The sequence below is a fragment of the Ornithinimicrobium sp. genome (assembly GCF_051004135.1).
Taxonomy (GTDB): domain Bacteria; phylum Actinomycetota; class Actinomycetes; order Actinomycetales; family Dermatophilaceae; genus Ornithinicoccus.
Map to the genome: position 1 here is coordinate 1 of NZ_JBPCKQ010000139.1, position 12444 is coordinate 12444.

A 12444-nucleotide genomic window follows, 5' to 3' on the forward strand; every position below is an offset into this window, starting at 1 on the left:
TTTGTTTGTTGGGGGGGGGGGGGGGAAGAGGGTGGGGGGGGGGTGTGGGGGTTTGGGGGGGCCCCCCCCCCTTACGACTAGATGTCGAGAAAGCGGACGTCCTTGGCGTTGCGCTGGATGAACGAGCGCCGGGACTCCACGTCCTCGCCCATCAGCACCGAGAAGATCTCGTCGGCGGCCGCGGCGTCCTCCAGCGTCACCTGCAGCAGCACCCGGGAGTCGGGGTTCATCGTCGTCTCCCACAGCTCCTTGTAGTCCATCTCACCGAGCCCCTTGTAGCGCTGGACCCCGGTGTCCTTGGGCAGCCGACGACCCGCCTCCAGTCCGGCCTTGGTGACGACCTCACGCTCCCGGTCGGAGAAGACGAAGTCGTGCTCGTGGTTGGACCACTTGATCCGGTAGAGCGGCGGCTGGGCCAGGTAGACGTAACCGGCCTCGATCAGCGGGCGCATGAACCGGAAGAGCAGGGTGAGCAGCAGGGTGCGGATGTGCATCCCGTCGACGTCGGCGTCGGCCATCAGCACGATCTTGTGATAGCGCGCCTTGGTGAGGTCGAACTCCTCGCCGATGCCGGTGCCGAAGCCGGAGATCAGCGCCTTGACCTCCGTGTTGGCCAGGATCTTGTCCAGCCGGGCCTTCTCGACGTTGAGGATCTTGCCGCGGATCGGCAGGATCGCCTGGTTGTGCGGGTTGCGCCCGCGCACCGCGGACCCACCGGCCGAGTCACCCTCGACGATGAAGACCTCGGAGATCGTGGGGTCGTTGGTCTGGCAGTCACGCAGCTTGCCGGGCAGCCCGCCGGACTCCAGCAGACCCTTGCGCCTCGTCGCGTCACGAGCCTTGCGCGCCGCCATCCGCGCGTTGGCCGCCTGGATGGCCTTGCCGACGATCTCCCGGCCCTCCCTCGGGTGCGCCCCGAGCCAGTGCCCGAACGAGTCGGTCATCGCCTTCTGCACGAAGCCGCGCACCTCGGAGTTGCCCAGCTTGGTCTTGGTCTGACCCTCGAACTGCGGCTCACCCAGCTTGACCGAGATGACGGCGGTCAACCCCTCCCGGACATCGTCGCCGGTCAGCTTGACGTCCTTCTCCTTCAACAGCCGGTTGGCCAGCGCGAAGTCGTTGACCAGCCGGGTCAGCGAGGCCCGGAAGCCCTCCTCGTGGGTGCCGCCCTCGTGGGTGTTGATGGTGTTGGCGTAGGTGTGCACCGACTCGGTGTAGGAGCCGGTCCACTGCATCGCGACCTCGAGGGAGTACATCCGCTCCTTGTCCTCGATCTCGAAGGCGATGATGTCCTCGTGCACCGGCTCGGAGCGCTTGGACTTGTTGAGGTGCAGCACGTAGTCGAGCAGCCCGCGCTGGTAGCAGTAGGTCACCTCACGAGTCGCTGCCGTGCCCGCATCAGGCATACCGTCCGCGTCGTCGACGCCGAGGCCGTCCATGGGGTCGTCGTCCAGGGCGTCCGGGTCGTCCGCGGGCAGCGCAGCCACCCGCTCGTCGGTCAGCGTCAGGGTGAGGCCCTTGTTGAGGAAGGCCATCTGCTGAAATCTCGCCCGCATCGTCTCGAAGTCGAACTCGACGGTGTCGAAGATGTCGGCGCTGGGCCAGAACGTCACCCGCGTGCCGGTCTCGTCCTCGGGGATCTCCTCGTCCCGCGACAGCGGCGCCTGCGGCACCCCGATCCGGTAGGTCTGGCGCCACACGTGACCGCGCTGACGCACCTCGACGTCGAGCTGGCCGGACAGGGCGTTGACGACCGAGGACCCGACGCCGTGCAGCCCACCGGACACGGCATACCCACCCCCGCCGAACTTGCCGCCCGCGTGCAGCTGGGTCATCACCACCTCGACCGCCGGCTTGCCCTCCACCGCGTGCATGCCCGTCGGGATGCCGCGACCGTTGTCGGTGACCTGGACGCCGCCGTCGGCGCGCAGCACGATATGAATCTGGTCGGCGTGTCCCGCCAATGCCTCGTCGACCGAGTTGTCGACGATCTCCCAAACCAGATGGTGCAGACCACGTGGCCCGGTCGAGCCGATGTACATGCCTGGGCGCTTGCGGACCGCCTCCAGTCCCTCCAGGACGGTGATGGCGTCGGCGTCGTATGCGGTCGCGGTGGCCAGCGAACCGGGCGCACCGCGGTGAGCAGTGGCCTCCGGCAGCTCGGGCATTGCCGGCTCGTGATCGTCAGCGGGTCCGGCAGTGTCGTCGGCCACAGGGCTCCTCGGGAAGCAGGTCTCATGGATCAGGGAGGGACAGGACGCTCGGTCCACGTCATTCTAACGGTTGGCGGCTCCTAGACACGCCATCCACAGGCATCGAATGCCTCGGTGAGCGTCTCGGACGCCCTGCTCCACGGGGCACCACACGGCCCGCGCCCAAAAGGGCCCAGGACGGCGCGCCAGGATCAGCCGTAGGTGTCCCGCGGGCCGGGCCCCTGTGCACGCAGCGGTCCTTTGCGCCAGCTCGGACCACCGGGGGCCTTGACCACGATCCGGGTGACCACGTCGGGGCCGACCTCGGTGTCGATCCGGGTCAGCACAGAGCCGATGAGCAGCGTCATCTGGGTGGCCCAGGCAGTCGAGTCGGCCTGCACAGTGAGCACCGAGCCTTCGAAGGCGATCGGGGTCACATGCGCGGCGACCTGCGGCCCCACGATGCTGGGCCAGCGCCCGACCACGGAGCCGACCTGGACCTCGGCGTCCCATCCGCGGCCGGCCACCAGCCGGTCCACCTCATCCCCCAGCGCCTGCGGGTCCCGAGGTGCCGCGGTGCCGGTGGGGCTGCGGCGGGCCCCCAGACCAGTGGCCGGGCGACCCCCCGCCCTGGCGCCCGGTCGGAAGCCCTGAGCGCGAGCCACGGTCCGCGCTCGGGCCAGCGCCTGCCGGGCTGCCTCCAGTGGGTCCGTGCTGTCGTGGGATCCCTCGGGCGCACCGCTCGTGCCGGCTGGGTCCCCACCCGGGGTATGCGGTGCGCTCATCCCTGGTCCTGGTCCCGGTCCTGGTTGCCGGTCCGGACGCTCACGGTGCCCGGCGTCACGTCGAAGACAGCACCGGTCACCAGGGCGTCGGGCACGTCCTCGGGCACGGCTGCGGTGATCAGCACCTGCTCACAGTCGGCCACCAGCTCGGCAAGACGCCGACGACGACCCTGATCGAGCTCGGCGAAGACGTCGTCGAGGATGAGCACCGGGTCGGTGCCCAGGTCGGTGCGCAGCAGCCGGAAGGCCGCCAGCCGCAGAGCCAGCGCGAAGGACCAGGACTCCCCGTGGCTGGCGTAGCCCTTGGCGGGCAGCTCGCCGAGGGTGAGCACGAGGTCGTCGCGGTGCGGGCCGACCAGGGTCACCCCGCGCTCCTGCTCCTGCCTGCGCACCGCCTCGATCGTGCTCGCCATCTCAGTGACCAGGACCTCCTGGTCGGGCACCTCGCCGGCGGCAAGTCGGGCAGCGACATCCTCGCGCAGGCTGGAGCGGTAGTGGGCGGTGGCAACGGTCTCCGCGTCGCTGATCACGCCGTAGGCCTCTTCCAGGTAGGGGCCCAGGTCGCGCAGCAGCCGGAGCCGGGCGTAGGTCAGCGCCGCACCGACCCGGCACAGCTGGTCGTCGAAGACGCTGAGCGTGCGCAACGCGGAGTCCCTGGCCTCCTCCAGCGACTCTCCGGGACGCCCACCACCGCCGGCGCTCGGCGTCCCGAACTCGGCCGTGGCCGTCGGTAGACCTCTGCCTGCACCCGCTCGGCGCCGCGGCGGTCGCCACAGCGCCGCCGCGGACCGCAGCAGCGCGTTGCGCTGTCGCAGCACGCGGTCGTAGTCGGTGCGCACCCCGGACCACCGAGGCTGACGCGCCACCAGCAGGTCGTCCAGGAATCGGCGCCGCTCAGCCGGGTCACCCTTGACCAGGGCCAGGTCCTCCGGGGCGAAGAGGACCGTGCGCAAGGTCCCGAGCACATCGCGTGCCCTGGGCAGCGCTGAGCTGTTCAACCTCGCCCGGTTGGCCTTGCCCGGAAGGATCTCAAGCTCCACCACGCTGGGCCGGTCGTCGCGCACCACCTCCGCCCGGATCACGGCACTGGAGGCACCCAAACGCACCAGCGGGGCATCCTGGGCCACCCGGTGGCTGGCCAGCGTCGCGACATACCCGGCGGCCTCCACCACATTGGTCTTGCCGTCACCGTTGCGGCCCAGCAGCATGCTCACACCCGGTGCCAGGGTCAGATCGGCCGTGGCATAACTGCGGAAGTCACCGACCACCAGCCGCCTCAGGTGCACGACGGGGTCCGTGACCGGCCACAGAGGCTCAGGTGCGACTCACGTGGCGTCGCCGGTGCCCGAGCTCGGTCCGGCCTGGTCGGCGTCCTTCTCCTCGACCACTGCCTCACCGTCGTCGAGCATCCGGACGTGGTGACCGCCGAACGCGCCGCGCAGGGCGGCCACGGCCTGCATCGACGGGGAGTTGTCCTTCCGCGAGGAGAAGCGCGCGAACAGCGACGCGCTGATCACGGGCATCGGGACCTCGTTCTCGATCGCCTCCTGCACCGTCCAGCGTCCCTCACCGGAGTCGGTCGTGTAGCCATCGACCCCTTCGAGCTCGGGGTTCTTCTCCAACGACTCGACCAGCAGGTCCAGCAGCCAGGAGCGCACGACCGTACCGCGGCTCCAAGCGTTGAAGCAGCCGGTCACGTCCTTGACGATGTCCTTGGCGAGCAGCAGCTCGAAGCCCTCGGCGTAGGCGTGCATCAAGCCGTACTCGATGCCGTTGTGCACCATCTTGGCGTAGTGGCCAGCGCCGACGTCACCGGCGTGGACGAACCCTTCCTCGCGGGGCCCCTCTGGGCGCAGAGCATCAAAGATCGGCATGATCTGCTCAACGTGCTCGGTGCGCCCACCGCACATCAGGCCGTAGCCGTTGTCCAGACCCCAGATCCCACCAGAGACGCCACAGTCGACATACCCGATGCCCTTCTCGGACAGCATCTGGTCATGCTTGCGGTCATCGAGATAGAACGAGTTGCCGCCCTCGACCACCATGTCGCCCTCGTCGAGCAACTCACCTAGAGTGGCCACCGTGCTCGTGGTGGGCTCGCCGTGCGGAACCATCACCCAGATCACCCGGGGGGACTGGATTTGCTCGACCATCTCCTCCAGGGAGTCCACGTCGCGCAGGTCTTCGTCGAGGTCGTAGCCCAGCACCTCGTGATCCGCTCGCCGCAGCCGCTCGCGCATGTTGCTGCCCATCTTGCCCAGGCCGATCATTCCGAGTTGCATGGCGGTCCTCCGTGTCGGTGGGTGCTGCGCGTAGGTCGTGCGGAACGAGCCTAGGGGTGCAGGGCGGGGTTAGCCAGCGAAGCGGACCGGCATCAGGACGTAGCGATAGGACTCGTCCGACTCGCCGTCCAGCTCCTGCTGACCGGAGATGACACAAGGCCGGGACGCCTGGGTGAAGGCCATCCGGGTGTAGGCGGTGTCCAGCGCCCCGAGACCGTCCAGCAGGAACTGCGGGTTGAAAGCACTATCGATCTCGGGGCCGGTCAAGGATGCCTCGATCGCCTCGCTGCCTTGGGCGTCCTCGCCGGTCCCCGCTTCGATGGCCACCTGACCATCGGTGAAGCCCAACCGGACCGGCGTGTTGCGCTCGGCCACCAGCGCCACCCGGCGGACCGCCTCGACCAGCGAAGGGGTGTGGATCAGCGCCACGGTGTCCACACTGGAGGGGAAGATGGAGGTGACCTTGGGGTACTCACCGTCCAGCAGCCGGGTCGTGGCCCGACGCGCTCCGGCTTCGAAGCCGATGAGCCCGGCGCCCCCGCCGGCGTCACCGAGCGCCACCTGGATCGATCCGGCCGCACCCAACGCCTTGGCCGTCTCGGACAGGGTGCGCGCCGGGATCAGCGCCACGTGCGAGACGTCATTGACGGCGGGGCTCCAGGTCAGCTCCCGCATCGCCAACCGGTAACGGTCGGTCGCCAGCAGGACCACCTTGTCACCCTCGATCTCCACCCGGACCCCGGTGAGGATGGGCAGCGTGTCGCCGCGGTCCGCCGCGATGGCCACCTGGGCTACCGATCGGGTGAACGTCTGCCCGGAGATGCTTCCGCTGGACTCCGCCGGTGCCGGCAGGCTCGGATAGTCGCCGACCGGCATCTGGATCAGGGAGAACCTGCTGGACCCGCAGCGGAGTGCAACTTTGCTCCCCTCGACCGAGATCTCCACCGGCGCGACGGGCAGGTTGCGCGAGATGTCGGCGAGCAGCTTGCCCAGCACCAGCACGGTTCCGCCCTCGGTCACCTCGGCCTGCACCGTCACCGTGGCCGAGATCTCGTAGTCGAACGCCGAGAGGGTCAAGGTCCCCTCTTCGTCGGCCCGCAGCAGCACGCCGGCCAGCACGGGGACAGGGGGCCTACTGCTCAGCCCTCGCACGACCCAGGCGACGGCTTCGGCGAGCACGTCGCGCTCAACCCTGAACTTCACGACGGTGGGCCCTTTCGCCTGGAGGATCATCCACCCGAAGTCGGGTCGACGAGGTGCAGCATGACATTAGCCGTCATGGGCGACGGTCGCCAGCCCCGCTGGAGGGTCGATGACTTGGGCCGTTCGGTATGCGCGGGGTCCCCAGGGACGGGGGACGAGATGCCAAGGATGATGGATATCGTCGTCGTCGTAGGGCCTGTGCATCGTGTGGAAAAGCCCTGTTGTCGCAGATGGGGGCCGGTGTGTGGCTGTGCACGCTCGGTGGACTGCCGGGGTGTGTGACCCTTTGAGGTGTGGGGATGTCACCGGGGGTCCACAGCCCCTCGGCTCCAGAATGACTGTGGTCCCCCGGTGGTCGGTCGTTGCCCACCATCCATCCCCAGGGTCCTACCCAGGCCCTGCGCTCGTGCGGACGCCGTCGAGCAGGTGATCAGTTGTTCAAGGCGAGGTCAAGCGGACTACCCACAGCACCATCCACAGGCCTGTGGACAGCGAAAGAGCGGCCGCTCAGCGGGCGGCCTTGCGGATCATCCCGGTCAGCTCGGTGATCTGGTCGAACAGCGCCCGCCGCTCGCCCATCAGCTGACGGATCTTGCGCTCCGCGTGCATCACGGTGGTGTGGTCGCGTCCGCCGAACTCCTGGCCGATCTTGGGCAGGGACAGGTCGGTGAGCTCACGGCACAGGTACATCGCGATCTGACGAGCGTTGACCAGGGTGCGCGAGCGCGAGGTCCCGCACAGATCATCGATGCTGATCCGGAAGTAGCCGGAGACCTGGGTCATGATCGTCGGCACGGTGATGCGGCCCGACTCGGCGTTGGGGATGATGTCCTTGAGCACATGAGATGCCAGGTCTCGGCTGGTCGGCTGGCCACTGAGCGAGGCGAAGGCCGTGACCCGGATCAGCGCCCCCTCGAGCTCGCGGATGTTGGTCGTGATCTTGCTGGCGATCAGCTCGAGCACATCGGCAGGGGTGGTCATCCGCTCCTGTGCAGCCTTCTTCTGCAGGATCGCGATCCTGGTCTCCAGGTCCGGCGGCTGGACGTCGGTCAGCAAGCCCCACTCGAACCTGCTGCGCAGGCGCTCGGCGAAGCCGGACAGCTTCTTCGGCGGCTGGTCGGAGGTGATCACGACCTGCTTCTCGCTGTTGTGCAGGGTGTTGAAGGTGTGGAAGAACTCCTCGACCGTCTGCTCCTTGCCCTGCAGAAACTGGATGTCGTCGATCAACAGGAAGTCGACGTTGCGGTAGCGCCGCTGGAAGGCGCCGGCCTTGTCGTCGCGGATGCTGTTGATGAAGTCGTTGGTGAACTCCTCGGAGTTCACGTAGCGCACCCGGGTCTCCGGGATGAGGTTGCGGGCGTAGTGCCCGATCGCGTGCAGCAGGTGAGTCTTGCCGAGCCCGGACTCGCCGTAGATGAACAGGGGGTTGTAGGCGCGGGCGGGAGCCTCCGCCACGGCCAGCGAGGCCGCATGGGCGAAGCGGTTGGAGGATCCGGAGACGAAGGTGTCGAAGGTGTACTTCGGGTTGAGCCGTGAGTCACCATCGGTGGTGGTGGCCAATCCGGCGCCGGTGGCCCCTGGGCGCGCGCTCACGTGGAGCAAGGGACGGCGGGAGTCGCGGGGCTCCGTGTCGCGTGCTCCCGTCTCGGGACGGACCGATGAGATCTCCTGCTCGATGGCAGCCGTCGGGATCAGGTCGGTGCCGGGGCCTTCGCCCTCCACCTCGCGGCGCAGCTCCTCATCAACCGTGACAGCCAACCGCACGTCGCGATCCAGAGACTGCGAAAGGGACCGACTGACGGACAGCCGCAGAGAGGTCTCCAGCGTGTCCTTCGTGTGTGCATAGGGGACGGCCAGCAAGGCGGTGGAGTCCAACATCCCGACAAAACGGGTCAGCCGCAGGAAAGCTCGCTCCCGCGGCGCGATGCCGGCGGAGTCGAGGTCTTGCACGACCCGAGCCCAAACCTGTGCGTAGTCGACCTGGTCCACTGTCATCTCGCTGGCGCTACCCTCTCGTCGCTCAGGTGACCGCCACGAGCTCGTCGCCCACAGGAGGCAGTAGCAGGTGCTGAGACAGTCGTCCACAGGGTTGTCCACAACCTGTGTACAACGACCTGGAGAGCGGGCCCCGAAGGTGCGAACCTAACAAGTGCGGGTCGACCCGGCAAGTGAAGCTCCACGAACGGCTCGCGGTGCTGTAGCTCGGCCGACCGCGCTCGTCCTGTCGCTGGGATCATCCAGGTTTGACCGCTCTCGACGCGCTCGCGTACCTTGGACCGTGCCGTCCGACTCGGCCGTTTTCGCCTGCCCATGGTCCGCACGGGTCTACCACCGGGGCGTGGGCCTTCGATTGCGGCCGATTCGCGGCCACCGATGCCTCAACGGCTCTGTCACACGTGGCTCTGCAACTCAGGGCCTTGGCGGTCGTCGCCGGGTCGTGTCGTCGGTGTCAGTGTTCACCTTTCCCGTCACCGTGGAGCCATTCGCCGCAGTGGCCCGCATCGTCCTACGGAGCAGTTCATGAGCAAGCGCACCTTCCAGCCCAACACGCGCCGCCGGTCCAAGGTCCACGGCTTCCGGTTGCGGATGCGCACCCGGGCGGGCCGCTCGATCCTGTCCTCTCGGCGTCGCAAGGGCCGCTCGAGCCTGTCGGCCTGAGTCCGGCCCCGAGCAGCCCGCCCGGACGCTGCGAGCCCCGTGCTCCCTCGACGACATCGGCTGACCCGACCTGAAGAGTTCCGCACCGTCCTTCGCGGCGGCCCCGGAGTCCGATCTCGCCGGGCGGGTGGTCGTGCCGTCGTGGTGCATCGAGCCGACCGCAACCCGTCCAGCGATGAGTCGCCAGGCCCGCCCCGAGTGGGTCTGCTCGTCTCGAAGGCCGTGGGCAACTCCGTGGTTCGGCACCGGGTGAGCCGCCGCCTCCGAGCGCTGATGGCAACTCGCCTCGACTCCTTGCCGCAAGGCACCGACGTGGTCCTGCGGGCCACCCCGGCCGCCGCCTCGGTCGATCATCCGGGACTTGCCGATGACCTCGACCGCGCCCTGGCGAGAGCAAGCCGATGAGGGCGGCGAGCACGTGGGCCGCGACGCCGCTGGTCTGGCTGGTGCGCGGCTACCAGATGCTGGTCTCGCCGATGCTGGGCCCGACCTGCAAGTTCTATCCGTCCTGCTCCGTGTATGCGGTGCAGGCTCTGCGGGCGCACGGCGCCGTGCGCGGCACGTGGCTGGCCGGTCGGCGGCTGCTGCGCTGTCACCCGTGGAGCCACGGCGGCGTGGACCACGTCCCAGCAGGGCAACACGCCACCACCGCCGGTGAGCATCGCTCACCCCGAGATTGAGGATCCATGGGCTTCTTCGACATCCTGATGTTCCCGTTCCAGTGGTTCGTCTCCGCCATCATGGTCTGGTTCCATGCGCTGCTGACGGCCGTCGGGATGGCCGAGGCCAGCGGGGTGACCTGGTCGCTGTCGATCGTGGGCCTGGTGATCGTGCTGCGGATCGTGCTGATGCCGCTGTTCGTCCGGCAGATCCGCTCGCAGCGGCGGATGCAGATGCTGCAGCCGGAGCTGATGAAGATCCAGAAGAAGTACAAGGGCAAGAAGGACGAGGCCTCTCGCAAGGCGATGACCGAGGAGTCGTTCGCGCTCTACAAGGATCACAAGACCAACCCCTTCTCCTCCTGTCTGCCGATCCTTTTGCAGATGCCGTTCTTCTTCGCGCTCTTCCGCACGCTGAACTTCGTCGACGACTACGCGGAGGGCAGTCGGGACCCCGTGGGGTTGTTCACCCAGCAGCTGGCCATTCAGATGAATGAAGCCACCCTGTTTGGCGCCAACCTGTCCTCCAGCTTCCTGCACAGCGAAGACGGCGCGGCCAAGGTGCTGTCTTTGGTGCTCATCGTGCTGATGGGTCTCACCCAGTTCATCACCTCGCACCAGCTGATGCGCAAGAACATGCCGGCGGCAGCGCTGGACAGCCCGATGGCCCGCCAGCAGCAGATCTTGATCTACGTCCTGCCCATCATGTTTGCGGTGTTCGGCGTCAACTTCCCGCTCGGTGTGCTGATCTACTGGACCACGACCAACCTGTGGACGATGGGCCAGCAGTTTTACGTGATTCGCTCGATGCCCGCTCCCGGATCGCCCGCGGAAAAGGCTATGGAGGAGCGGCGCCGCGCCAAGGGGAAGCCGATCACCACCATGCGGCTGCAGCCGGCCACCGAGCCTGACGTCACCCCGGCTCCGGGCAAGACCAGTAGGCAGCGGGCCCAGCCCCACGGCAAACGCCGATCCAAGAAGAAGAAGAGCAACCGACCCAAGGGTCGCTGAAGCAACGTGCGGTAGCGCAGCCGCCGCCCCAGCCGCCATTTGACAGGAGGAGAACCACCGATGACCGCACATTCGACGGACACCAGTTCGAAGGTGGAGCCGAGCACGGACCACCCGGGAGCTCTCTCGGACGAGGCACAGCCCGAGGCCGAGGACCAGGCACCGCCCGTGACCTCGGACGGAGCCCCGTCCGAGACCGCGGGGCCAGATCCCTCGCCGGACCGTGGTCCAACACCCGAGGTGACCAGCGAAGGGACGGAGACGGAAGCTGGCTCGACAGGCCGCACCGCCCAACTGGAGCGGGAGGGGGAGATCGCCGCTGACTTCTTGGAGACCCTGCTCGACATTGCCGACCTGGACGGCGACCTGGAGGTGGACATCGACGGTGACCGCGCTGCGGTCTCGATCGTGGACTCCGAGGACGGCACGGTAACGCGACGCCTGATCGGCAAGGACGGGGAGATCGTGGAGGCGCTGCAGGAGCTGGCGCGGCTGTCGGTCCAGGCGGATACCGGCGAACGCAGTCGGCTGATGCTCGACGTGGGGGGATATCGAGCTGAGCGGCGGGCGACCGTGCTCGCAGCTGCCAAGGAGGTCATCGACGATGTCACGCAATCCCAGGAGCGACGCGCCATGTCACCGATGACGGCCTACGAACGCAAGGTCGTGCATGATGAGGTGTTGAAGGCTGGCCTTCGATCCGAGTCGGAGGGTGAGGAGCCACAGCGACACGTGGTCGTCCTGCCGTCGTCCTGACGGGTAGTCGACCGCGACCGACGGGAAGCCAGGTTTCCCGTGAAACCTGACAAGGAGACGAGGATCCTGCAACCACCACCCCGAGCTGCTGCAGAGATCTTCGGTGAGCGGTTGCCGCTGGCGGTGCAGTATGCCGAGATGCTCGCCGCGACCGGGATCGAGCACGGCCTGATCGGGCCGCGTGAAGGGCCCCGGCTGTGGGAGCGGCATCTGCTCAACTGCGCCGTGATCGAGTCCCTCCTGCCCCATCAGTGCCGGGTGCTCGATGTCGGGACCGGTGCGGGGCTTCCCGGCATCGTGCTGGCGATCGCGCGCCCTGATCTGCAGATCACGCTGATCGAGCCGTTGGAGCGAAGGACCCGCTGGTTGGAGGCGGCCGTCGACCAGCTGCGCCTGAGTCAGGTGAGCGTGCGGCGGGGGCGGGCGCAGGACCTTGCGGGCCGGATGCAGGTCCCTGTTGTGACGGCGCGCGCGGTGGCCCCGCTGGAGCTGTTGGTGGCATGGGCGTGGCCGCTCTTGTGTGCCCAGGGTCGCTTGCTGGCACTGAAGGGGCAGACGGCGCAGACCGAGCTGGAGGAGTCCCGGCCTGCGCTCAACCGCCTGGGGGTGGAGCATGCGCGGGTCATCGAGGTCGGAGGCGATGTGATCCAACCGCCGACCCGAGTGATCGACGTCATGCGCTCGGCGGCTCCCGGGCCGGAGGCGCCCTCAGGTGAGCGGCCCCCGGTGACGGATCGCCGATCCCCTACGAGGCAGCGGAGCCGACGATGAGCCACGTGCAAGCAACCGGGCTCGGTTGGCCGGGGCCAGCGCCAGAGGAGGACCTGGCGAACGCGCCACTGGGTTGGCCGGAGATGTCGGCGCCCGTGGGCAAGCCCTTCGTTTCACGGGAAACGGC

The 12444-nt window shown here is 68.1% G+C and carries 12 protein-coding genes; 6 read left to right on the forward strand and 6 right to left on the reverse strand.

From position 1 onward, the window contains the following. Positions 1 to 77 precede the first annotated feature (77 nt). The 6 genes from gyrB to dnaA form a co-directional block, all read right to left on the reverse strand. Positions 78 to 2168, reverse strand: a complete 2091-nt coding sequence (gene gyrB, locus ACR2FV_RS09140; protein ID WP_434015403.1) for a DNA topoisomerase (ATP-hydrolyzing) subunit B — start codon at positions 2166 to 2168, stop codon at positions 78 to 80. Positions 2169 to 2404: 236 nt separating this feature from the next. Continuing rightward, positions 2405 to 2977 (reverse strand): DUF721 domain-containing protein, encoded by a 573-nt coding sequence (locus ACR2FV_RS09145; protein ID WP_434015379.1) that lies wholly within the window; start codon positions 2975 to 2977, stop codon positions 2405 to 2407. Further along, positions 2974 to 4263: a DNA replication/repair protein RecF gene (locus ACR2FV_RS09150; protein WP_434015380.1), complete on the reverse strand. Its 1290-nt coding sequence runs from the start codon at positions 4261 to 4263 to the stop codon at positions 2974 to 2976. The genes ACR2FV_RS09145 and ACR2FV_RS09150 overlap by 4 nt, the downstream gene beginning before the upstream one ends. 39 nt (positions 4264 to 4302) lie before the next feature. Continuing rightward, on the reverse strand, positions 4303 to 5259 hold the full coding sequence (gene gnd / locus ACR2FV_RS09155; protein ID WP_434015381.1) for a phosphogluconate dehydrogenase (NAD(+)-dependent, decarboxylating): 957 nt from the start codon (positions 5257 to 5259) through the stop codon (positions 4303 to 4305). A 69-nt stretch (positions 5260 to 5328) separates the two neighbouring features. Continuing rightward, the gene (gene dnaN / locus ACR2FV_RS09160; protein ID WP_434015382.1) at positions 5329 to 6462 is read right to left on the reverse strand and encodes a DNA polymerase III subunit beta; all 1134 of its coding nucleotides are present in this window, start codon (positions 6460 to 6462) and stop codon (positions 5329 to 5331) included. Between the two features lie 507 nt (positions 6463 to 6969). Then, positions 6970 to 8457, reverse strand: a complete 1488-nt coding sequence (gene dnaA / locus ACR2FV_RS09165; protein WP_434015383.1) for a chromosomal replication initiator protein DnaA — start codon at positions 8455 to 8457, stop codon at positions 6970 to 6972. A gap of 525 nt (positions 8458 to 8982) precedes the next feature. On the opposite strand from dnaA, the gene rpmH reads away from it, so the two are divergent. Genes rpmH through rsmG form a run of 6 tightly spaced genes read left to right on the forward strand, consistent with a single transcriptional unit; the run spans position 8983 to position 12317 of the window. Further along, entirely contained in the window at positions 8983 to 9120 is a 138-nt protein-coding gene (rpmH, locus tag ACR2FV_RS09170) for a 50S ribosomal protein L34 (RefSeq protein ID WP_434015384.1), read from the forward strand. 39 nt (positions 9121 to 9159) lie between these two features. Further along, entirely contained in the window at positions 9160 to 9525 is a 366-nt protein-coding gene (gene rnpA, locus ACR2FV_RS09175; protein ID WP_434015385.1) for a ribonuclease P protein component, read from the forward strand. After that, the gene (yidD, locus tag ACR2FV_RS09180; RefSeq protein ID WP_434015386.1) at positions 9522 to 9800 is read left to right on the forward strand and encodes a membrane protein insertion efficiency factor YidD; all 279 of its coding nucleotides are present in this window, start codon (positions 9522 to 9524) and stop codon (positions 9798 to 9800) included. The genes rnpA and yidD overlap by 4 nt, the downstream gene beginning before the upstream one ends. 6 nt (positions 9801 to 9806) lie before the next feature. Then, a complete protein-coding gene (gene yidC, locus ACR2FV_RS09185) occupies positions 9807 to 10790 on the forward strand; it encodes a membrane protein insertase YidC (protein ID WP_434015387.1) in 984 nt (327 codons plus the stop codon). Positions 10791 to 10850: 60 nt separating this feature from the next. Continuing rightward, positions 10851 to 11546, forward strand: a complete 696-nt coding sequence (locus ACR2FV_RS09190) for a protein jag (RefSeq protein WP_434015388.1) — start codon at positions 10851 to 10853, stop codon at positions 11544 to 11546. Between the two features lie 39 nt (positions 11547 to 11585). Further along, the gene (gene rsmG / locus ACR2FV_RS09195) at positions 11586 to 12317 is read left to right on the forward strand and encodes a 16S rRNA (guanine(527)-N(7))-methyltransferase RsmG (protein ID WP_434015389.1); all 732 of its coding nucleotides are present in this window, start codon (positions 11586 to 11588) and stop codon (positions 12315 to 12317) included. Positions 12318 to 12444: the final 127 nt, after the last annotated feature.

Bases quoted from the DNA above. Each gene is read 5' to 3' on its own strand.
- gyrB (WP_434015403.1), bottom strand. From the start codon at position 2,168: ATGCCCGAGCTGCCGGAGGCCACTGCTCACCGCGGTGCGCCCGGTTCG.
- yidD (WP_434015386.1), top strand. From the start codon at position 9,522: ATGAGGGCGGCGAGCACGTGGGCCGCGACGCCGCTGGTCTGGCTGGTG.
- gnd (WP_434015381.1), bottom strand. From the start codon at position 5,259: ATGCAACTCGGAATGATCGGCCTGGGCAAGATGGGCAGCAACATGCGC.
- dnaA (WP_434015383.1), bottom strand. From the start codon at position 8,457: ATGACAGTGGACCAGGTCGACTACGCACAGGTTTGGGCTCGGGTCGTG.
- ACR2FV_RS09145 (WP_434015379.1), bottom strand. From the start codon at position 2,977: ATGAGCGCACCGCATACCCCGGGTGGGGACCCAGCCGGCACGAGCGGT.
- rpmH (WP_434015384.1), top strand. From the start codon at position 8,983: ATGAGCAAGCGCACCTTCCAGCCCAACACGCGCCGCCGGTCCAAGGTC.
- ACR2FV_RS09190 (WP_434015388.1), top strand. From the start codon at position 10,851: ATGACCGCACATTCGACGGACACCAGTTCGAAGGTGGAGCCGAGCACG.
- yidC (WP_434015387.1), top strand. From the start codon at position 9,807: ATGGGCTTCTTCGACATCCTGATGTTCCCGTTCCAGTGGTTCGTCTCC.